The sequence below is a fragment of the Bradyrhizobium sp. SZCCHNR1015 genome, from assembly GCF_032489875.1.
GTDB lineage: Bacteria > Pseudomonadota > Alphaproteobacteria > Rhizobiales > Xanthobacteraceae > Bradyrhizobium.
Genome location: NZ_JAUEYW010000027.1, coordinates 15,685 through 36,209 on the forward strand (window position 1 = coordinate 15,685; position 20,525 = coordinate 36,209).

Consider the following 20,525-nt stretch of genomic DNA (forward strand, 5'->3'; position numbering starts at 1 on the left):
TTGTATCGCGCCATCCCGCCTCGTCGAGAGGGCGTATCGCGGTCGTCACGAACGTGGAGGCGGGATGCGGTGGACGCCGGCGGCGCGCAGCATGCTCGCGAGAGCATGCGGACGAACGCGCCGCGGCGTACGGCCAAGTCGCGTGGTCCTGGCATCCCGATGCCGATGCCCCCGTGGCGGCGCGTGAGAAGCGTGTCGTCGCGCACGGTGACCAGAAAGCCCGGCGCACCGGGGAGAACGCGAAGCAACCGTTAAGACCATCCGCGCAGGGAGGGCCGGGATGTCCCAGCCGAACCTGTGGTACCTGCCGCCTGCATTTTCTTCTGCAGGCGGGCCATGGGGGCGGCAGGCTCCCGGCCTTCCCTGCGCCTCTCTACTTTTCGAGGGGCGATCGACATGCACAGCTCGGGCGTCATCCGCCGCGAGAACGCACCGTCATATCTCGCCGGCTATTGCGCCTGCGGCGCGCCGTAGTTCGGCGCCAGCAGGCGGTTGCGGATCAGCCAGGCCATGGTGCGGGTCCAGGATTCGTCGGTGTTGCCGCGCATGTCGGCGGTAACAGCCGCGACCGGCTTCCCGGTATGCGCGTCGCGCAGATAGATGTTCATGTTGAGGATGAGATTGGAGACCTTCTGCACCGTCCCGGTGATGGCGAGATCGGCACCGATGTCGCCCGCGAGCTTGACGTCGCAGCCGCCGCAGGCCTGCAGATTGCTGTGGTGCGCCGCATCGTTGACGGGGGCGATGTCAAGGACGCGAAAACGTCCGGAATCCTGCAGCGCCGATCGCAACTGCTCGGCGGCGTGCGCCAGCCTGGTCTGCTCGTCCTGGCGCGGGCCCTGCACCTCGCCCTGCAGGCTGGTGTCGATCAGTTCGAAGTCGAACACCGCCACCTTGGTCGGCTCGGCATGCACTGATGTCGCAGACATCAGGATCAGGAACGCGAAGAGAACGGCAGGTTTCAAGGTCGTGATCCGAAATGACGCGACAGCGGCCAAAAGTGGGGTTGAAAGCTAGGCCAATTCGTTCATCTTGCAAGACGAAACCTCGCCGGAAAAGGACGAGGGAACAGTGGGAGGACATGTGGTCCTGGGAGTTCTGGCCCGATCTCTGATCGGCGCGATCGGCCTCATCGCCGCCGCAACCGCCGCCGTCGCGGCGGAGCCGGTCGACATCGCGATCGGCTATCTCGGCCGTAGCGGCGTGCCGCAGACGTTGTCGCCGCTCGACCAGCCGGCGGCCGATGATGGCGTGGCCGGCGCGAAGCTCGCGATCGAGGACAACAACACCACCGGCAAGTTCCTCAACCAGCGCTTCACTTTGATCGAGCGCCGCATCAAGGACGAAGAGGACGCGGCGCAGGCCGCCAATGAGCTCGCGGGAAAGGCCGGCTTCATTCTCGCCGACCTTCCGGCGGATGCGCTGCTGAAGGTCGCAGACGCCCTGCGCGGACGTGGCACCACCCTGCTCAATGTCGGCGCCACGGACGACCGCCTGCGCGAGCAGGACTGCCGCGCCAACGTCATCCATGTCGCCCCGACACGCTCGATGCTGGCCGATGGGCTTGGGCAGTATCTGGTATGGAAGCAGTGGAAGCGCTGGTTGCTGGTCACCGGCTCGCACGACAACGACAAGCTGTTCGCCGACGCGCTGCGTCGCGCCGCCACCCGTTTCGGCGCTAGAATCGTCGAGGAGCGCACCTTCGAGGACACCGGCGGCGCGCGGCGCACTGACTCTGGCGTGACCCTGATCCAGCGCCAGATGCCGGTGTTCACGCAGAAGGCGCCGGCCTATGACGTGCTGGTCGCCGCCGACGAGAGCGAGGTGTTCGCCAACTACCTGCCCTATCGCACCTGGGATCCGCGCCCCGTCGCGGGCTCCGCCGGCCTGCGTCCGACCAGCTGGGATCCGGCGCAGGACCAGTGGGGCGCGACGCAATTGCAGAACCGCTTCATGAAGCTGGCATCACGCCGCATGGACGCCTTGGACATGCAGGCCTGGATGGCCGTGCGCATGATCGGCGAGGCTGCCTCGCGCACCAACTCCGGCGACGCAAAGACGTTGACCGACTATCTCAAGGGCCCGAACTTCACCATCGCCGCCTTCAAGGGCACGAGGCTCTCGCTGCGCGACTGGAACCTGCAACTGCGCCAGCCGATCCTGCTGGCCGACGGCCGCATGATCGTCTCGGTCTCGCCGCAGGAGGGTTTCCTGCATCAAGTCTCCGAGCTCGACACCCTCGGCGTCGACCGCCCCGAAACCAAGTGCAAGCTGCAATGATGTCGGATTGGAAGATGTTGATGACGATGCGCAGTCCGACAACCAATGTGGCTATCGGTCTGGGGCCTCATGGTTCGAGACGCGCCCAAGACGGCGCTCCTCACCATGAGGGGCGAGATCACGGGGAGGTTCAGCAGCAAGGTCTCGAGCGCGCATGGCTTGGATCTAACCGCGCACACCGGCCTCGTCCTGAGGAGCCCGCCGGAGGCGGGCGTCTCGAAGGACGGCCACGGCTTCGCAGGTATGTCGGCATGGCAGCCAGCCTGCTCACCGCCGCGCTGTGGCTGGCCCACGCGTCGCCCGCCTCCGCCTACGTCGCCTTCGTCTCCAACGAAAAAGGCAACACCGTCTCCGTCATCGATACCGACACATGGACCGTCACCAAGACCATCAAGGTCGGCCAGCGGCCGCGCGGCATCGCGTTCACGCGCGACGGCAAGTTCGTGATGGTCGCCGTCGGCGATGACGACACCATCCAGGTGATCGACGCCAGGAAGATGGAGGTGGTGGACACCCTGCCCTCCGGCCCGGATCCCGAGCTGTTCGCGCAGGACGCCGCCGGCAAGACGCTCTATGTCGCCAACGAGAATGACAACACCGTCACCGTGCTCGACCTCGAAAAGCGCGTGCGCATCGGCGATGTCCAGGTCGGCGTCGAGCCCGAGGGCATGATGCTCAGCCCGGACGGCAAGATCCTGATCTGCACCTCCGAGACCACCAACATGGCGCATTTCATCGACACGTCGACGCGCCAGATCGTCGCCAACGTGCTGGTCGATGCGCGGCCACGCTATGCCGAGTTCAAGACCGACGGCTCGGAACTGTGGGTGTCGGCGGAGATCGGCGGCACGGTGTCGATCATCGATCCCGCCAAACGCGAGGTCACCGGCAAGATCAAGTTCGCCGTGCCCGGGCTGCGCAGCGAGGCCATCCAGCCGGTCGGCATCGCCCTGACCAAGGATGGCAAGACCGGCTTCGTCGCACTCGGCCCCGCCAACCGCGTCGCGGTCGTCGACGGCACCACCCACGAGGTGAAGAAATATCTCCTGGTCGGCCAGCGCGTCTGGCACATGGAATTCACGCCGGATGAGAGATATCTTCTGGTCACCAACGGCGTCTCCAACGACGTCTCGGTGATCGACGTCGCGGCGCAGAAGGTGATCAAGACCATCCAGGTCGGCGAGCTGCCCTGGGGCATCACGATCGCACAGCCATGACGACGCAGAACGCACCCGCTCTCGACGCGACAGGCGCCACGCCGCAAACGGCTCCCGACCAGGTGCCGGCACTGTCGGTCGCCGGCGTCAGCCATTCCTATGGCGCACGCAAGGCGCTCAACGACGTCAGCTTCGCCGTGAGGTCTGCGAGCTTCACCGCCCTGCTCGGCCTCAACGGCGCCGGCAAGAGCACCTTGTTCTCGCTGATCACGCGGCTGTTCGCGGTGCAGACCGGCCGGATCGGCATCTTCGGCCATGACATCGGCCGTACGCCGGGCGAGGCGCTGCGGCTGCTCGGCGTCGTGTTCCAGCCGCGCACGCTCGATCTCGATCTGTCGCTGACTCAGAACCTGCTCTATCACGCCGCCCTGCACGGCATCTCGCGCCGCGAGGCCCGCGCCCGCAGCGAGGAGCTGCTGACCCGGATCGGTCTCGCCGACCGCGCCGGCAACAAGGTGCGCGACCTCTCCGGCGGCCAGATGCGCCGCCTGGAAATCGCCCGCGCCCTGCTGCACCGGCCGCGCCTCCTGCTGCTCGACGAAGCCACCGTCGGGCTCGACGTCAAGGCGCGCGCCGACATCGTCGGTCATGTCCGCCAGCTCGTCGCCGAGCAGGGCATCGGCGTGCTCTGGGCCACGCATCTGTTCGACGAGATCGCGCCGACCGACGATCTCGTGGTGCTGCATCAAGGCCGCGTGCTGGCGCGCGGGCCTGTCCCGCAGGTCATTGCCGAAGCCGGCGCATCCGACGTCAACGCGGCGTTCGCGCGGCTGACGACGCAGGCCAGCCCGGCGCGGAGCGAGCCATGACCGTCACGACAGTTCACGCTCCTGCCACACCACGCAGCGGCTTCTCGGCCGGTGAGTACATCACCTGCCTCACCGGCATCGTCTGGCGCGAGGGGCTGCGCTTCCTGCATCAGCGCGAGCGCTTCATCTCGGCGCTGGTGCGGCCGCTGGTCTGGCTGTTCATCTTCGCTGCCGGCTTCCGCCAGGTGCTCGGCATCTCGATCATCCCGCCCTACGAGACCTACATCCCCTACGAGGTCTATATCGCGCCCGGCCTGATGGCGATGATCCAGCTGTTCAACGGCATGCAGTCGTCGCTATCGATGGTCTACGACCGCGAGATGGGCAACATGCGCACCTTGCTGGTGAGCCCGCTGCCGCGCGGCTATCTCCTGTTCTGCAAGCTGCTCGCCGGCACCGCCGTCTCGGTGCTGCAGGTCTATGCGTTTCTCGCGATCGCCTGGTTCTGGGACATCACCCCGCCGCCGATGGGCTATCTCACCGTGCTGCCGGCGCTGGTCCTCTCCGGGCTGATGCTCGGCGCGCTGGGCATGCTGATCTCCTCCGGCATCAAGCAGCTCGAGAACTTTGCCGGCGTCATGAACTTCGTGATCTTCCCGATGTTCTTCGCCTCGTCGGCGCTCTACCCGCTGTGGCGCGTCGAGGAAGGCAGCCCATGGCTCGCTTATCTCTGCGAGGCCAACCCCTTCACCCACGCGGTCGAGCTCATCCGCTTCGCGCTGTATGGCAAGCTGAACTGGGTTTCGCTCGCGGTGGTCGGCGGCTGTACCGCCGTGTTCATGATCGGCGCGATCCTGGCCTACGATCCGTCGCGGGGTCTTGTCAGGCGTGGTCCCGGAGGCGAGGCATGAGGTTGAGAACGATCCTGGCGGCCCTTGCCATCGCAGCGTCAGCAGGCGCTGCGATGGCCGCCGATCCGCGCTATCCGGATTGGCCCTGCCCGCAGGCCAAGGTGCCGGAAATCTCCATCGCGGCCGTGTGGTCCGGCCCTGCGATCGACGATGTCGGCGCGAGCTGGAAGGACGACGCCAAGATCGCGGAGCTGGTCGCCAGGCTGGCGGCGCGCCGCATCCCGCTGGAGCAGGCGCAGAAGGACGTCGCCGATTTCCTGACCGGTACGCCCGAGGAGAAGACCCGCAAGGGCAAGCTGCTGTTTGCCGGCCTTTTCGATACGCTGAACGCCCAGCGGACGTCGGTCATGAACGGCCTCGAGCGCGTCATGCGCAAGCAGCGCGAAGCGGTCGAGAAGGTGCGCGGCGACACCATCGCGTTGCAGGAGATGCACAGCGGGCCCAACCCGGATCAGGCCAAGGTCGAGGAGATGACCAACCAGTTGAACTGGGAGACGCGCATCTTCGAGGACCGGCGTCGCGTGATGAAGTTCGTCTGCGAGGTCCCGACCGCGATCGACCAGCGCCTGTTCGCCCTGGCCCGCGAGATCCAGCAGGACATGGAGTAGCTGATTTGAAGCGCTCTCGCCGCCCTCTCCGCTCACTCCTCAGGCCGCGGCTCGGGCTGCGTCTGCTGCAGCGGCAGGTCGGCGCGGCTCCAGCCGTCGGTCCCGTCGGGGTACCAGGCGATGTTGCGATAGCCGTAAGTCAGCGCGCGCCGCGCGGCATTCCACGACATCCAGCAATCTTCGAGGCAATAGAACACGAGCAGACGACCGAAATCGCCACCCGATGCATGGGCGAGGCCACGCTTCAGATAGTCCTCAGTCTGGGGTGCCAGCACGCCGTAGCCGGTATCGGGCAGCCAGATGCTGCCGGGAATGTCCAGGCGCGGCTGCTCGCGCCACACCGTCCCGGCCGGCAGGTTCTTCGGCTTGGGCGGCCGCGGCAGCACATCGACGAAGGCGGCCGATTTTGCGCGCCAGATCGCCTCGGTCTCCCGCGTCGACAGCACGCGCGCTCCGCTCAGGGTCGTCGGCACCGGCGCGCGATAGTTCTCGGTGCGATAGCTGTCCGGCTCCGGCACGAGATCATCGGCCCGCACCGCCACGGCGATCAGCAGCACGCCTGCCAATGCCGCAGCGGTGAGCCGACCGATCATGGCTTCGCTGCAGCCTCGGCGGTGATCAGATGATTGCTCTCGTCCAGCAGCGGCACCCCGAAGTCCAGCAGGATCTTGTTGATCTCACCCTGGTTCTCCTGGATCAGCTTGTTGAGCTGGCGACGCCAGTTCTGGTCCGCGCCACGGACGCCCATGGCGATGCGGTAGATCAGCTTCGGCCCGCTGGTCTCTTTCACCAGCGGCGTGACGTGCAGTTGCGGGCTCGCCTGCTTGGCATAGTAGCCGGCCATCGGCCCCCACAGCACGCCGGCATCGATCTCGCCGGACTTCAGATCGTTGATCATCGCCTCCGCCGAGGAATCGACGCGGGTGTCGATCATCAGCGGATAGGGCTTTGCGGTCGGCATCAGCCCGGCCAGCGCCATGTTGGTCGCCGGCGGCGTGCCCGCCACGATGCCGATGTGCTTGCCCTTCAGCTTGGCGTCCTCCAGCGTCGTCACATCGGCGAGATCGGAGCCCGGCTTGGTCACGATCGCGTAGGCCGTCCGGTAATAGGGACTGGTGCTCTGCACCAGGTCGTCCCCTTGCGGAAAGCCCATGATCACGTCGCAACGGTGCGAGCCGAGCGTCATGCGCACGAATCCGGTGGCCTGCGGGAAGAACGTGTAGTCCACCTTCTTCTGCAGCTTGGCCGCAAAGAGTTCGGCCAGCTTGTTCTCGAAGCCGTCGCCCTTCTCGTTCGAGAACGGCAGGTTGCGCGGATCGGCGCAGACCCTGAGCACCTTGGGATCGACCAGCTCGATCGACAGGTCCAGGCCGTCGTTGCTCTGCGCGAAAGCGGCGGCCGGTCTGAGCAGAGTGAGCCCCGCGGCAACAGCCAGCGAGCAAGCAAGTTTGTGACGCTTCGTCATCCGTATTTCCATCCCTATCGAACGCATCGCGGTATTTTTGAAAATGCTAGGCCGCCGGCCGCGCGGGTGCAACAGTCGCCGTCATCGCGAAGAGTTGACCCAGTGCTGCGCCGCAGCGTCCATGGCCTGATGCACAGGTCCCACGCGAGCAAGGCAAGCCGATGGTGAGGCATCCGATCATTGCGATCATCGCCTGGTGTGCGCTGGCGCTCGGCGGCGCCGCTCTTGCCATGCCCCCGGAACTCGAGGTGAGCGAGATCGCGCCCGGCGTGTTCGTTCACATCGGCCAGACCGCGCTGATGAACGCGGCAAACGAAGGGGCCATCGCCAATGTCGGTTTCATCGTCGGCAATGACGCGGTTGCCGTGATCGACACCGGCGGCAGCGTCCGCGAGGGCCGCGCTCTGCTGGCCGCGATCCGCGCCCGTACCGACAAGCCCGTGCGCTACGTCATCAACACCCACGCCCATCCGGATCACGCCTTCGGCAACGCGGCATTCGAGAGCGATGGCACGCGCTTCGTCGGCTCCAAGAACCTGCCGCGCGCGCTTGCATTGCGCGGACCGCACTACATCGAGGCGTTCCGGCGCCTGATGGGCGCCGAACTGATCGACGAGGTCCGCCTCGTCGCTCCGTCGATCCTCGTCGATGACGAGATGGCGCTCGACCTCGGCGGCCGCACCCTCACGCTCAAGGCCTGGAGCACCGCGCATAGCGACTGCGACCTGTCCGTCTATGATGACCGGAGCCGGACCTTGTTCGCCGGCGATCTCGTATTCCTGCGTCACATCCCAGTGATGGATGGCAGCCTGCGCGGCTGGATCGCCGACATAGCCGCACTCGCGGCCATTCCGGCCGAGCGCGTCGTCCCGGGCCATGGCCCTGTCAGCCCCTGGCCACTGGCGCTCAGTGACGAGCGTCGCTACCTCGACACATTGGCCCACGACGTTCGCGGGCTGATCAAGGCGGGCAGGCCGATCGCCGACGCCGCTGGGGCCGCCGGATCGGAGCGCGGCAAATGGGAGCTGTTCGACGACTACAATGCCCGCAACGCAACTGCAGCATTTTCGGAAATGGAATGGGAATGAGGCGGGTGACGCGCTATGATCGTTAATCCACCAGACTGCCTTGGGAGGACTGCGCCATGATCGGGCTCCGCTTGCCGTCCACATTGCTTCTCGGGGTATGCCTCGCGTTTGCCTTCGCACCTGCGAAAGCCGCTGATGGTTATGATCCATGGCCGGGACTCGTCCAGGACATCTTCAACAACAAGGCGATGCAGGACGGCACCAATGTGCTGTCGATCGAGATGCCGACGCGCGCCGAGGATGCCTCGGTGGTCCCGGTCACCCTGCGTAGCAAGCTGTCGCCCGCCGACGAGCGCCGCATCAAGACCATCACGCTGGTGATCGACCAGAATCCTGCGCCGATGGCCGCCAAGTTCACGCTCGGCGCGGACGCCAATGTGACTGCGATCTCGACGCGGGTGCGCGTCAACAACTACACGGACGTGCATGCCGTGGCCGAGCTGACGGATGGTCAGCTCTATGTGGTCAAGACCTTCGTCAAGGCGTCCGGAGGCTGCTCGGCGCCGGCGGCGAAGAATCCGGACGAGGCCAAGGCGCGCATCGGCCAGATGCGCTATCGGCAGTTCACGCAAAGCAGCGACGGCGCCACGAGCGGCATCCGCGAAGCGCAGGTCATGATCGGGCATCCCAACAATTCCGGGCTCCAGATGGACCAGGTGACGCAGCTCTACATCCCGGCCTTCTTCATCGACCGGCTGACGCTGTCGCAGGATGGCAGCCTGGTGCTGTCGGTCGAAGGCGGCATCTCGATCTCGGAGGATCCCAATATCCGCTTCACCTACGTGTCGAACGGCGCCAAGCAATTCCATGCGGAAGCGAAGGATACGCAGGGCCACGTGTTCGAGCACGATTGGCCGGCCGACGGTTCAGGAACCTGATGCGGCAGAGCGGCAGCGCTTCAGAAGCATCTCACTTCGGCTTCGGCCTGCGCCCGGCGAAGATCGTTCAGCGCGTTGGCGGCCTGCTCGGACGTGCGGAACTGGGTGCCGAGATTGCTGTGCACCTGGGACATGCTGAGGACGGTCTCGGCCGTGACGTAGCGCTCATAGGGGATGATCGAGGCGATCACGTCGATCGAGCAGGAGCATTGCGCGATCGCCTCACGGGTCTCGCCATTCGCCTTCATGCAGCCGAACACATATTCGGCCCGCGCCGAGGTCGGATAGTCGTTGAGCTCCTCGGCACGAGCCGGCCCGGCGACCGCGATCATGGCAACGAGAGCGGCGACAATCGGTCCTACCGGAACAGCACTACGCATCACAGTCCTCCACGGCATCGCAGCCGAAGCTATGCTAAGGGAATGAGGCTGAAAAGAACACATCTCGAGGAATTGCAGACGGGCTCATGACGCAGATCGGTCGTTTGTTGATGGCGATTGTCGCCTGCGCCCTGCTGCCGGTCACGGCATGCTGCGCCGCCGAGACCGTCAAGGTTGCGGTGCAGAAGACCGGGACCTTCGCCTGGGAGCTGGGGGTGATCCGCGCCCACCAGCTCGACAAGCAGGCGGATATCGCGATCGATGCGGTCGAGCTGGCGAGCCCGGAGGCCGGCAAGATCGCGCTGCGTGCCGGCAACGCCGACATCATGGTATCGGATTGGCTCTGGGTGTCGCGCGAGCGTGCGCTCGGCGCCAAGCTGACCTTCTATCCCTATTCGAGCGCGCTCGGCGCCGTGATGGTGCCGGCGGCCTCGCCGATCAAGACGCTTGCCGATCTGAAGGGACGCAAGCTGGCGGTGGCCGGCGGCCCGCTCGACAAGAGCTGGTTGCTGCTGCAGGCCACGCTCAAGCGCGACGGCGTCGACCTGAAATCGCAGGCGACCATTACCTACGGCGCGCCGCCGCTGCTGGCCGCCAAGCTGGCCGACGGCGAGATGGATGCGGGCTTGAACTACTGGAATTTCTGCGCGGCGCTGGAGGCCAAGGGCTTCCGCCGTCTCGCCGGGGTCGAGGACCTGCTGCCGCCGTTCGGTGCCAAGGGCCGCACCGCGATGATCGGCTACGTCTTCGACGAGGACTGGGCCGCCAAGCACCGCGATCTCGTGGCACGCTTCCTGTCCGTCACGGCCAAGGCCAAGGAGATCCTGGCGACATCCGACGCCGACTGGCAGACGATCGCCCCGCTGACCGGCGCGCAGGACGACGCTACCTTGCGCGCCTATCGCGACCGCTATCGCGAGGGCATTCCGCGCCGGCCGATCGCCGAGGAAGAGGCCGACGCGCGTATCCTCTACGGCGTGCTCGCTTCGATCGGCGGCCGCGATCTGGTCGGCCCGTCTCCGGAGCTCAGTCCCGGCACCTATTACAGGGCGGATGCGAGGGATTAGTGCTGCGCTTGTTGTCCTTTGCGCTCCTGCTGGCCACCTGGTGGATTGCCGCGGCTGTCGCCGGCAGCGCCAAGCTGCCATTGCCATCGGCCGTGCTTGCGGTTGCGGTGGCGGAAGCGCGGTCCGGCGCGCTGTTTCTGCATCTCGGCGCTACGCTCGCCCGCGTCGCCCTCGCTTTCACGCTGTCGATGGCACTCGGCTCGGCGATCGGCTTTTTGATGGGGCGCAGCCAGCTCGCCAACCGCCTGGGCGATCCCTGGCTGATCCTGCTGCTCAATCTGCCCGCGCTGGTGGTGATCGTGCTCGCCTATATCTGGGCCGGTCTCACCGAGGTCGCAGCGATCGCGGCGATCGCGATCAACAAGCTGCCGACCGCCGTCGTCACCTTGCGCGAAGGCGCCCGCGCGCTCGATCCATCGCTCGACGAGATGGCCAAGGTGTTCGCCTTCCCGCGCGGACGCATCCTCCGCCATGTCCTGCTGCCGCAACTTGCGCCTTATATTGCGGCGGCCGCGCGCTCCGGCCTGTCATTGGTCTGGAAGATCGTGCTGGTCGCCGAGCTGCTCGGGAGGCCCAACGGCATCGGCTTCGAGATCGGCGTCGCCTTCCAGCTGTTCGACATTCCGCTGCTGCTCGCCTACTCGCTCAGCTTTGCCGCCGTGGTGCTGGTGATCGAGGCCGTCATCGTCCAGCCGTTCGAGCTGCGCGCATCGAGGTGGCGGCTCCGTGCGGCTTGAGGTCGATATCAGGTCCAAGAGCTACACCAGCGCCAATGGCAAGCGCCAGGAGGTGATTGCGGGCATTGCCTTTGCGCTGCAGCGGGGCGAGGTCGGCGTCGTCGTCGGTCCCTCGGGCTGCGGCAAGAGCACGATGCTGCGGATCCTCGCCGGTCTGGACAACGACTATGAGGGCCACGTCGCACAACCCGCCGGCGCCCGGCTGGCGATGGTGTTCCAGGAGCCGCGGCTGCTGCCGTGGCGCTCCGTCGAGGACAATGTCCGGCTGGCAGCGCCCGGTGTCGCCGAGGACAGGCTGGCCGCCATCTTCGGCGTGCTCGAGCTCGAGGGACATCGCAGCCATTTTCCCGGCGAGCTGTCGCTCGGCCTCGCCCGCCGCGTCGCGCTGGCGCGGGCGTTTGCAGTGGAGCCGGACTTCCTGATTCTCGACGAGCCGCTGGCTTCGCTCGACGACGCGCTCGCCGCGCGGCTGCGCGAGGAGATCGCGACGCTCGTGGCCTCGCGCCCGATGATCACGCTGCTGGTCACGCACAGCATGGACGACGCGGCACGGCTCGGCGACCGGATCTTCCTGCTGTCCTCGCGCCCCGCCCGTCTGCTTCATTCAGTCCCGATCGACCTGCCGCGCGCGCAGCGCAACAACGACGCGGTCGCGGCAATCAAGGCCGATGTGGCGCGACTGGATTTTTCCGTGTCATAGTCACGGCAAAGGACATCGGACTCCAGGGAAAACGCCATGAGACGCGCATTCGCCGTGACGGCGATCATTCTGTTCGGCATCCCGCTCGCGACCGCCGCACAAAGCAAGGGCATCCGGCTCTGGAATCTGACCACCGCAACGATGACCGGCTTTCAGCTCTCTCCGGCCGGCCAGAACAACTGGGGACCGAATCAGACGCTGAACGACAAGGACAAGGAGCTCGATCACGACGAACGGCTGAAGCTGACCGGAGTCGAGCCTGGGCGCTACGACGCCAAGGTGAGCTATGCCGGCGAGCGCCAATGCGTCGTTCGCGACCTCGACATCACGGCCGACGCCGTGGTCTCGGTGGCGGACAAGGACCTCAAGGAATGCACGAAATAGGCGGCTGACACGCCTGCGGCAAAGCCGGCCTCAGGCCTTGTCGTTGCTGTGCGGATATTCGCAGCGCCATCGCACTGCAGTCCATTTCGGGTGCTCGCCGATCCACTGGGCGATATAGGGCGGCGCCTTCATCGCGCATTGCTGCAGCGAGGCGCCGCCATCGGCGAAAACGAGATGCTGCTCCTCGCAGGTGGCCGGAGACAGGACTGCGCAGACGGTGATGACGAGATCGATGGAGCTCATGGCTCGTTGTCCTTCGATAAGCCTGAAACAGCTTATCTGAAACTACGACATCCGGCTGCATCAGTTTCTCCGCCCGCAACAAATTATGCAGCGGAACCGAGGCTGGAGCGACGATCCCTGGGCGAAGCCGCCCTGACGCTTGATCCGAACCGGCAGATCGGCTGCAATGGAATCGGTCGATCGACCTCAAAAAGAGCGAATGCGGAGGAAGCAGATGCCCAAGGTTCTCGTACTCTACAAGACCCCCAAGAGCGCCGAGGCGTTCGACAAACACTATATGAACGTCCATGTGCCGCTGGCGAAGAAGATTCCCGGTCTGAAGAGCTACGATATCAGCCGCGGTCCGGTGAATGGGCCGGGGGGGCCTACCAACCTCCACCTCGTCGCCACCCTGGTATTCGATTCGATGTCGGCACTGCAGGCAGGGATGAGCTCTGCCGAAGGCAAGGCGGCGGCGGGCGATCTGCCCAACTTCGCCGATGGCGGCGTCGATCTGTATCTCTTCGACACGCAGGACGTCTGACCCTTGGACGGTCCTCAGGCCGTCACCAACGTTCGGCGGCGTGCCCGTCATATCCGATCGGCCGACAGGCCGGTCGCCGGGACGATCTCGCGGATCGTCCATCGAATGGATCCGCCAAGCCAGTCAGAAGCGAATGGCGCACCTCGTGGCTTGGCAGATCGCTACGCGTTACTTGCGCGCCGCACAGGCGTACATGTTGATTTCCATGCCAACCGGCACTTCGACGATCTTCGGTGTCTTCCAGGCCATTTCAAGCTCCCAAGTTCGACTATCATTGACTGGCGCATTGCTCGCGCCAAGGCCGAAGCTAGGATCGCGTTCGGAAGAACGCAAGGCTCGACCGTCGCCGGCGGATCCCTATGCAGATGTCGCGTAGTTGACCCGACAACGTTCCGCCGCAATCGCCGCCCACCCGTCTCCGGCTGCTCGACGCAGGCATCATCCGCCGAGGACGAGCGCCCGCAGCATCCGCTCACGCACCGCCCGGCTGCACATAGCAGAACACATACCGATTGCGGCTCAGGAAAATGATGCCGTGCCCCGTCGGATTTCCCTTGTCCCACTTCAGCTTGTGATCCGGGACCTCGATTTCCGTGCCGACATCGACATGCGGACGGCCACGCGGCTCATCGGGACGGTCGTCGGTGATGATCGCATAGGTCTTGCCGTCGCGAACATGGATCTCATCGGCAAAGTAGGCGTCGGCCTCGCCGCAGCACGATGCCGTCGGCACGTCAGGCTGCATCAGCGCCTCGTACCATTGGCGCAACGCCGGATCGACCGCTCCCCACTGACCGAGATCACGCGCACTCGCGCTCACCCAAAGGCAACAAAGCATGCCGAGCCAAAGGATGGTTCGTCTCATCCGCCTACTCCTCTGTTATCCCGGCATGATGCAGTGAAGCAATGTTCGTGCCGCAATGCAGCATGACGGCGGTGCCATTTTGCCGATCCCGATCAATGAGCGGCGCTACGGCTTGGCGCTATGCCCGAATCGAACGAGGACGGCTTCCCGATGCGCCGAGGGCGGTTGCCAGCTTTTCGTATTGACGGTTCCCGATTTCGAGCGGAGTGTTGCTCCCGCAGCGTCAGGATAGGCGCGCATAAAAATCTCGGAGGAAATGAATGAAGCGGATCGCGCTGGCCGCAGGCCTCGCCATTTTTGCATCACATGGTGCAAGCGCGCAGAGCGCCGATCAGTTGGTCAAGGGTGCAACTGATACGGCGAACGTTCTCAACTACGGCATGGGCTACAATCTGCAGCGGTTCAGTCCGCTCAACCAGATCAATAAGGACAACGCCAAGAACCTGGTTCCGGTCTGGAACTACAGTTTCGCCGATGACCGCAGCGAGGAGTCGCAGCCGCTGGTTTACCAGGGCGTGCTCTACGTCACGACCCACAATGCGACGATGGCCGTCGACGCCAAGACCGGCAAGCAGATCTGGAAAAGCAAGATCGACTATCCTGCCGAGACGCCGCGCGTGGTCTGCTGCGGCATCATCAATCGCGGCGCCGCGCTGTACGACGGCAAGCTGTTCCGCACGACGCTCGATGCCAACGTCATTGCGCTCGATGCCAAGACCGGCAAGGAGCTGTGGCGCCAGAAGGCTGCCGACATCAAGGAAGGCTACTCGATGACGGTGGCGCCGCTGGTCGCCGACGGCGTCGTGCTGACCGGCATCTCCGGCGCCGAGTTCGGCACGCGCGGCTTCATCGATGGCTGGGACCCGGCGACCGGCAAGCATTTGTGGCGCACGCATACGGTGCCAACCCCGGATGAACCCGGCGGCGACACGTGGAAGGGCGACACCTGGAAGCTCGGCGGCGGCTCGACCTGGATCACAGGATCGTACGATCCCGAGCAGAACACCGTGTTCTGGGGCGTCGGCAATCCCGGACCGTTCAACGCGGCGGTGCGCCCGGGCGACAACCTCTACACCTGCTCGGTGCTCGCGCTCGATCCGAAGACCGGCAAGATGAAGTGGCACTTCCAGTTCTCGCCGAACAATCCGTTCGACTACGACGCGGTCGCGGAGATGGTGCTCGCCGACATGAACGTCGAGGGCAAGCAGACCAAGGTGCTGATGAACGCCAACCGCAATGGCTTCTTCTATGTGCTCGATCGCACCAATGGGAAGCTGCTCGCGGCCAACCCCTATGTGAAGGTGAACTGGGCCTCCAGCATCGACCTGAAGACGGGCAAGCCGGTCGAGACCGATGTCACGCGTGATGCGCGCGAGGGCAAGAAGGTCACGGTCTATCCGTCGATTCTCGGCGGCAAGAACTGGGAGCCGATGTCGTTCAATCCGCAAACCGGATTGGCCTACGCCAACACGCTCGTATTCGGCGGCCACTACAAGACCGAGCCTGCGACCTACAAGGCCGGCGAGTGGTACCTCGGCATGGATCTGACGGATCTGTGGGATTGGCCGGAAGGGCCGCGCGGTCAGCTCAAGGCCATCGATCCGATGACCGGCAAGACCAAGTGGGAGCAGCCGAGCGACATCCCGCGCTTCTCCGGCGTGCTGTCCACGGCAGGCGGCGTGGTGTTTTCAGGCAAGCTGACCGGCGAGTTCGAGGCTTTCGACGCCGACAGTGGCAAGAAGCTGTGGCAGTTCCAGACCGGCTCCGGCATCGAGGGCCAGCCCGTCACCTGGCAGCAGGATGGCGTCCAGTATGTCGCTGTCACCTCCGGCTACGGCGGCGTCTACTCGCTGTTCTCCGGTGACGAGCGCCTCGCCAACGTTCCGGCAGGCGGCTCGTTGTGGGTCTTCGCGGTCAAGAATTGAGTGCGGATCGCCCGTGAGACAGAATACGTTCATGAAAGCGGCGGCGGCCTTCGCCGCCGTCGTGGCGACGTTGGCCGTCCTGTCGACGGCCGCCCTCGCCCAACAACAAGATGACAGCGCGGCACACAGCCAGGTGGACCTCGGCAAGACGACGTTCGCCCAGAAATGCTCGCACTGCCACGGGCCCAACATGGTGAACTCCGGGACTATAACGCCAGACCTGCGCCGGTTTCCCGATGATCAGCCTCGTTTCGTCACCACGGTGAAGCAGGGCAAGAACGGCCGTATGCCGCCCTGGGGCGACATTCTCAGCGATGACGAGATCACCGCACTGTGGGCCTACGTCTCGAGCCGGAGAGCGCAGTGATGCGTCATCTCTGCTGTTGGCTGGCTGCCTTGATAATGTCGGCAATGTCGTCGGCGGCCTTAGCCGCTGACGACGTGCTGCGCATCTGTCTCGACGAAAATCTTCCGCCGCTCTCGGTCCATCATCGCGGCAAGCCCGGCGGCGGCTTCGATGTCCTGCTGGGTCAGGCGATCGCCGACCGCCTTGGCAGGAAGCTCGAGATCCAGTGGTACGAAAGCAAATTGGACGAAGATTCCAGTCCGGCGCTGGAGGCGAATGCGCTGCTATCGGACGGACGCTGCTCGCTGCTCGGCAGCTACGCGTTCACCCAGGACGGACTGGTCGCGCCTGGCGTCAAGACGGCCAAGCTGCCGGACTTCGATGGCGCCACGCGCGACGACCGCCGCCGCCGTGTTGCCCTCGGCACGCTGACGCCGAGCAAGCCCTACATGTTTTCGACCCTGACCGTCGTTCTCGGACCTTCCGCGAAACAGCGCCCGATTACCGACATCGGCGATCTGGCCGGGCTGCGGCTGGCAATCGAGAGCGGCACGTTGGCAGATGCAATCCTGATGACGTTCGACAAGGGGCGGCTGATCGACGACATCACGCATTTGATTCCGGCGCGGGATGATCTGCTCGGGGCGCTCGAACAGGGCAAGTTCGACGCGACCCTGCTCGATGGCAGACGTTTCGATGCGTATCGGGCCGCTCATCCCGACACCAAGCTGAGCGCGTCGGGGTACAGCTATCCGATCGGTGCAAATCGAGGTTATGTCGGGCTGGCCAGCTCTGCCGAGCTCATCGCATCAGTCGACAAGGCCTTGACGGAGCTCGAGGCCTCAGGGACTCTTGCGACTCTCGGCCGATCCGCCGGACTGACCTACCTTCCGCCGCGTCAGCCGGTGATTCTGGGCGACGCGTTCCAGAGGATCATCCGGAGCGGCACACGCTAGCGCGGCCGCTGCAGGAGCGCTCAGCGCGCCGCCGTCTTGTGAACCGACGACGGCACGACGCCGAAATATTTGCGGAAGACGCGGCTGAAGTGCGACGAGCTAGAAAAGCCCCACGAGAACGCGACATCGGTGATGGTCTTGCCGCTCTGCGTCTCCAGCTCCTGCCGGCAATGCTGAAGCCGAGCCCGCCAGATGTAGTCGCTGACCGTCATGCCGCGATCGCTGAAGACCATGTGAAGGTAGCGCTTGGTGCACCCGAGCGCCGCCGAAATCTGATCGATGCAAAGATCTGGATCGCGCAGATGCTCGCGGATGAAGGCTTGAGCGCGGATATAGACCGCCTCGGGTCCCGCGCGGTCCAGCATGCGATCGGCCTCACGCAGCGGCAGGAGCAACAGATCGATCAGCGATTCGGCGACGCTGACCGCCGAGTTGGGCGACAGCCGGGTCGCCTCGTCGAACGCGGCATGGGTGACGTCATGCGCAATCCGGCCGGTCCCGCTCCGCGCCGACAGCTTGTAGGCGGGCATCTTTTCCGACCGGAAGCCGCGCTCCTGCAGTAGCTCCTTCGGCACGATCACGACGTCATGGCGGGTCAGCGCGGGGCTTATGATGGTGTGCGGTGACGAGACGTCATAGGCGAGGCAATCGCCCGGGCCGATCTCGATCTGGCGGCCATCCTGCTCGAAATAGGACGTTCCATAGGTCTGAAACAAGATCTTGATGTAAGGATGTGCCGCCTTTTGCGCACGCGCATAGGTATGCGCAATGCGATGCTGGCTGGCCTCGATCTGGCAGAGCTTCAGGCGCGACACCGTCGTGAAATTGATGCGCCCCTCGAATGAGGCCCCCTCCAGCGGATCGACATCGAAACGTCCGCACAGGTCGGTCAGTGCATCTGACCAACGCTGGATCTGGCTCTTCGGTGAGAATCCCGAAGTATTAAGCGAGCGGATCGTGTCGGACATGTTTCATCCACCGATTCATGATCGAAACGCAACGGGTCCGCCGCAGGACGGCGAACGAGACTGCAGCAAGATTGCTCCCATTTTAAGGCCGCGGCTTTCGCGGCGCACTTCGTTCCATAACGCGTCCTTCGTGATCCTCCGCCTTCGTCTCTGTAAGGTCAAGGGAAACGTCAACCTTCGGTGGAACCATGGTGTCGCAAATTGATGCTGCGCAGCAAGAATGGCGCTCATGTTGCGGACCAGCAAAGCAAAATCTCCTTCAAAAACTTCTATTCGCTTCACTCTTGAGCAAGCTCTTTTCTCTTTTGGGCAAGTTTCCCGGTTGGGAAGTGGATATTCAATGATGCCGAAAACGAATACTGGGCCGCGTGCTGCGGAACCTCAGTTGAACCCGGGAGGAAAGACGATGCGAAGAGTGCTACTCGCAACATGTCTGACGTCAGTCGCGGCGCTCGCCGCGGGTGGCGCATGGGCCAGCGATGAGCTGGTCAAGATGTCGGCCAACCCGAAGGACTGGGTGATGCCGGCGGGAGACTACGCCAATACGCGTTACTCCAAGCTCAACCAGATCAACGCCCAGAACGTCGGCAAGCTGCAGGTCGCGTGGACCTTCTCCACCGGCGTGCTGCGCGGCCACGAAGGCGGACCGCTCATCATCGGCAACATGATGTATGTGCACACGCCGTTCCCGAACAAGGTCTATGCGCTCGATCTCGCGCAGGACAACAAGATCGTCTGGAAGTATGAGCCCAAGCAGGATCCGAACGTCATTCCGGTGATGTGCTGCGACACCGTCAACCGCGGCGTCGCCTACGGTGACGGCAAGATCTTCCTGCATCAGGCCGACGACAAGCTGGTGGCGATCGACGCCAAGACCGGCCAGCACGTCTGGACCGCCGTCAATGGCGATCCGACCAAGGGACAGACCGGAACCTCGGCTCCGCTCGTGGTGAAGGACAAGGTGCTGGTCGGCACCTCCGGCGGCGAGTTCGGCGTCCAGTGCAGCATGACCGCTTACGACATCAAGAGCGGCAAGCAGGTCTGGAAGGCGTACTCCGAAGGTCCGGATGACCAGATCCTGTTCGACGCCAACACCACCGCGCTCGGCAAGCCGGTCGGCAAGGACTCGAGCTTGAAGACCTGGCAAGGCGATCAGTGGAAGACCGGCGGCGGCTGCACCTGGGGCTGGATTTCCTACGACCCGCAGCTCGACATGGTCTATTACGGGTCGGGCAATCCCTCGACCTGGAATCCGAAGCAGCGTCCCGGCGACAACAAGTGGTCGATGACGATCTTCGCCCGCCATGCCGACACCGGCGTCGCGAAGTGGGTCTATCAGATGACGCCCCACGACGAGTGGGACTATGACGGCGTCAACGAGATGATCCTGTCCGACCAGTCCATCAACGGCCAGCCGCGCAAGCTGCTCACGCACTTCGATCGTAACGGCCTCGGCTATACGCTCGACCGTGCCACGGGCGAGTTGCTCGTTGCCGAGAAGTACGACCCGAAGGTGAACTGGACCACCGGCGTCGACATGGACAAGAACTCTGCGACCTACGGCCGTCCGAAGGTTGTCGATCAATACTCGACCGACAAGCAGGGTGAGGACGTCAATACCAAGGGCATCTGCCCGGCGGCGCTGGGCACCAAGGACGAGCAGCCGGCGGCCTACTCGCCGGACACGCAGCTGTTCTACGTGCCCACCAACCATGTCTGCATGGATTACGAGCCCTTCAAGGTGAGCTACACCGCAGGTCAGCCCTATGTCGGCGCGACCCTGTCGATGTACCCGCCGGCGGGTGACACCCATATGGGCAACTTCATCGCCTGGGACGGCAAGACCGGCAAGATCGCCTGGTCGAACAAGGAGCCGTTCTCGGTGTGGTCCGGTGCGCTCGCGACGGCCGGCGGCGTGGTGTTCTACGGAACGCTCGAAGGCTACCTCAAGGCGGTCGATGCCAAGACGGGCAAGGAGCTCTACAAGTTCAAGACCCCGTCCGGCATCATCGGCAACGTCACGACCTACGAGGCCAACGGCAAGCAGTACGTCGCCGTTCTCTCGGGTGTCGGTGGCTGGGCCGGCATTGGTCTCGCGGCGGGTCTGACCGATCCGACCGCCGGTCTCGGTGCCGTCGGCGGCTACGCCGCGCTCAGCAACTACACCGCTCTTGGCGGCGCGCTCACCGTGTTCTCGCTGCCGCAGTAAGCCAGGTACCTGCCTCCGGCGCATGG

General features: G+C 64.7%; 24 protein-coding genes. 16 read left to right on the top strand and 8 right to left on the bottom strand.

The genetic code is table 11. The features are described 5' to 3' along the window. Window positions 1-449: 449 nt before the first annotated feature. Window positions 450-929, bottom strand: a complete 480-nt coding sequence (locus QX128_RS31935) for a DUF3280 domain-containing protein (protein WP_316239566.1) — start codon at window positions 927-929, stop codon at window positions 450-452. Window positions 930-1,098: 169 nt separating this feature from the next. On the opposite strand from QX128_RS31935, the gene QX128_RS31940 reads away from it, so the two are divergent. The 5 genes from QX128_RS31940 (at window position 1,099) to QX128_RS31960 (ending at window position 5,765) form a co-directional block, all read left to right on the top strand. After that, window positions 1,099-2,280, top strand: coding sequence for an ABC transporter substrate-binding protein (locus QX128_RS31940; protein ID WP_316239567.1), 1,182 nt, complete (start codon window positions 1,099-1,101; stop codon window positions 2,278-2,280). A 251-nt stretch (window positions 2,281-2,531) separates the two neighbouring features. After that, window positions 2,532-3,497 (top strand): YVTN family beta-propeller repeat protein, encoded by a 966-nt coding sequence (locus QX128_RS31945; RefSeq protein WP_316239539.1) that lies wholly within the window; start codon window positions 2,532-2,534, stop codon window positions 3,495-3,497. Next, window positions 3,494-4,306, top strand: a complete 813-nt coding sequence (locus QX128_RS31950) for an ABC transporter ATP-binding protein (RefSeq protein ID WP_410053200.1) — start codon at window positions 3,494-3,496, stop codon at window positions 4,304-4,306. The genes QX128_RS31945 and QX128_RS31950 overlap by 4 nt, the downstream gene beginning before the upstream one ends. Continuing rightward, window positions 4,303-5,157 (top strand): ABC transporter permease, encoded by an 855-nt coding sequence (locus QX128_RS31955; RefSeq protein ID WP_316179911.1) that lies wholly within the window; start codon window positions 4,303-4,305, stop codon window positions 5,155-5,157. Before QX128_RS31950 ends, QX128_RS31955 begins: the two co-directional genes overlap by 4 nt. Further along, the gene (locus tag QX128_RS31960; protein ID WP_316239540.1) at window positions 5,154-5,765 is read left to right on the top strand and encodes a hypothetical protein; all 612 of its coding nucleotides are present in this window, start codon (window positions 5,154-5,156) and stop codon (window positions 5,763-5,765) included. The genes QX128_RS31955 and QX128_RS31960 overlap by 4 nt, the downstream gene beginning before the upstream one ends. Window positions 5,766-5,797: 32 nt before the next feature. Here QX128_RS31960 and QX128_RS31965 read toward each other — a convergent pair whose 3' ends face one another. Then, window positions 5,798-6,358, bottom strand: coding sequence for a PQQ-dependent catabolism-associated CXXCW motif protein (locus QX128_RS31965; protein WP_315803714.1), 561 nt, complete (start codon window positions 6,356-6,358; stop codon window positions 5,798-5,800). Further along, window positions 6,355-7,230, bottom strand: coding sequence for a substrate-binding domain-containing protein (locus QX128_RS31970; RefSeq protein ID WP_316239541.1), 876 nt, complete (start codon window positions 7,228-7,230; stop codon window positions 6,355-6,357). Before QX128_RS31970 ends, QX128_RS31965 begins: the two co-directional genes overlap by 4 nt. 161 nt (window positions 7,231-7,391) lie before the next feature. Here QX128_RS31970 and QX128_RS31975 point away from each other — a divergent pair, with 161 nt between their 5' ends. Next, window positions 7,392-8,318 (top strand): quinoprotein relay system zinc metallohydrolase 2, encoded by a 927-nt coding sequence (locus QX128_RS31975; protein WP_316239542.1) that lies wholly within the window; start codon window positions 7,392-7,394, stop codon window positions 8,316-8,318. A 56-nt stretch (window positions 8,319-8,374) separates the two neighbouring features. Then, window positions 8,375-9,196: a quinoprotein dehydrogenase-associated SoxYZ-like carrier gene (locus tag QX128_RS31980; protein ID WP_315803717.1), complete on the top strand. Its 822-nt coding sequence runs from the start codon at window positions 8,375-8,377 to the stop codon at window positions 9,194-9,196. Window positions 9,197-9,216: 20 nt separating this feature from the next. On the opposite strand, the gene QX128_RS31985 is transcribed toward QX128_RS31980, so the two are convergent. Then, the gene (locus QX128_RS31985; RefSeq protein WP_316179908.1) at window positions 9,217-9,576 is read right to left on the bottom strand and encodes a hypothetical protein; all 360 of its coding nucleotides are present in this window, start codon (window positions 9,574-9,576) and stop codon (window positions 9,217-9,219) included. Between the two features lie 86 nt (window positions 9,577-9,662). Here QX128_RS31985 and QX128_RS31990 point away from each other — a divergent pair, with 86 nt between their 5' ends. Genes QX128_RS31990 through QX128_RS32005 form a run of 4 tightly spaced genes read left to right on the top strand, consistent with a single transcriptional unit; the run spans window position 9,663 to window position 12,464 of the window. Continuing rightward, window positions 9,663-10,643, top strand: coding sequence for an ABC transporter substrate-binding protein (locus tag QX128_RS31990; protein WP_316179907.1), 981 nt, complete (start codon window positions 9,663-9,665; stop codon window positions 10,641-10,643). Next, window positions 10,643-11,380, top strand: coding sequence for an ABC transporter permease (locus QX128_RS31995; RefSeq protein WP_315803720.1), 738 nt, complete (start codon window positions 10,643-10,645; stop codon window positions 11,378-11,380). Before QX128_RS31990 ends, QX128_RS31995 begins: the two co-directional genes overlap by 1 nt. After that, window positions 11,370-12,080, top strand: coding sequence for an ABC transporter ATP-binding protein (locus tag QX128_RS32000; RefSeq protein ID WP_315803721.1), 711 nt, complete (start codon window positions 11,370-11,372; stop codon window positions 12,078-12,080). Before QX128_RS31995 ends, QX128_RS32000 begins: the two co-directional genes overlap by 11 nt. A gap of 36 nt (window positions 12,081-12,116) precedes the next feature. Continuing rightward, a complete protein-coding gene (locus tag QX128_RS32005; RefSeq protein WP_316179906.1) occupies window positions 12,117-12,464 on the top strand; it encodes a hypothetical protein in 348 nt (115 codons plus the stop codon). Between the two features lie 30 nt (window positions 12,465-12,494). On the opposite strand, the gene QX128_RS32010 is transcribed toward QX128_RS32005, so the two are convergent. After that, the gene (locus tag QX128_RS32010; protein WP_315713207.1) at window positions 12,495-12,707 is read right to left on the bottom strand and encodes a hypothetical protein; all 213 of its coding nucleotides are present in this window, start codon (window positions 12,705-12,707) and stop codon (window positions 12,495-12,497) included. A gap of 214 nt (window positions 12,708-12,921) precedes the next feature. Here QX128_RS32010 and QX128_RS32015 point away from each other — a divergent pair, with 214 nt between their 5' ends. Then, window positions 12,922-13,230 carry an EthD family reductase gene (locus tag QX128_RS32015; protein ID WP_316239543.1) on the top strand — a complete coding sequence of 103 codons (309 nt, stop codon included), beginning with the start codon at window positions 12,922-12,924 and terminating at the stop codon, window positions 13,228-13,230. Between the two features lie 168 nt (window positions 13,231-13,398). On the opposite strand, the gene pqqA is transcribed toward QX128_RS32015, so the two are convergent. Beyond that, a complete protein-coding gene (gene pqqA / locus QX128_RS32020) occupies window positions 13,399-13,479 on the bottom strand; it encodes a pyrroloquinoline quinone precursor peptide PqqA (RefSeq protein WP_009031067.1) in 81 nt (26 codons plus the stop codon). A 223-nt stretch (window positions 13,480-13,702) separates the two neighbouring features. Next, window positions 13,703-14,095 carry a hypothetical protein gene (locus tag QX128_RS32025; protein ID WP_315803724.1) on the bottom strand — a complete coding sequence of 131 codons (393 nt, stop codon included), beginning with the start codon at window positions 14,093-14,095 and terminating at the stop codon, window positions 13,703-13,705. A 260-nt stretch (window positions 14,096-14,355) separates the two neighbouring features. Here QX128_RS32025 and QX128_RS32030 point away from each other — a divergent pair, with 260 nt between their 5' ends. The 3 genes from QX128_RS32030 to QX128_RS32040 are packed head-to-tail and all read left to right on the top strand — an operon-like array spanning window position 14,356 to window position 17,322. Then, the gene (locus QX128_RS32030) at window positions 14,356-16,020 is read left to right on the top strand and encodes a methanol/ethanol family PQQ-dependent dehydrogenase (RefSeq protein ID WP_315803725.1); all 1,665 of its coding nucleotides are present in this window, start codon (window positions 14,356-14,358) and stop codon (window positions 16,018-16,020) included. A 31-nt stretch (window positions 16,021-16,051) separates the two neighbouring features. Continuing rightward, window positions 16,052-16,387, top strand: a complete 336-nt coding sequence (locus QX128_RS32035) for a cytochrome c (RefSeq protein ID WP_315803726.1) — start codon at window positions 16,052-16,054, stop codon at window positions 16,385-16,387. After that, on the top strand, window positions 16,387-17,322 hold the full coding sequence (locus tag QX128_RS32040; RefSeq protein ID WP_316239544.1) for a transporter substrate-binding domain-containing protein: 936 nt from the start codon (window positions 16,387-16,389) through the stop codon (window positions 17,320-17,322). Before QX128_RS32035 ends, QX128_RS32040 begins: the two co-directional genes overlap by 1 nt. Before the next feature lie 20 nt (window positions 17,323-17,342). On the opposite strand, the gene QX128_RS32045 is transcribed toward QX128_RS32040, so the two are convergent. Next, on the bottom strand, window positions 17,343-18,290 hold the full coding sequence (locus tag QX128_RS32045) for a helix-turn-helix domain-containing protein (protein WP_315803728.1): 948 nt from the start codon (window positions 18,288-18,290) through the stop codon (window positions 17,343-17,345). Between the two features lie 406 nt (window positions 18,291-18,696). Between QX128_RS32045 and xoxF5 the strand changes: the two genes are divergently transcribed. Further along, the gene (xoxF5, locus tag QX128_RS32050) at window positions 18,697-20,499 is read left to right on the top strand and encodes a lanthanide-dependent methanol dehydrogenase XoxF5 (RefSeq protein ID WP_316179904.1); all 1,803 of its coding nucleotides are present in this window, start codon (window positions 18,697-18,699) and stop codon (window positions 20,497-20,499) included. The last annotated feature ends 26 nt before the right edge of the window (window positions 20,500-20,525 follow it).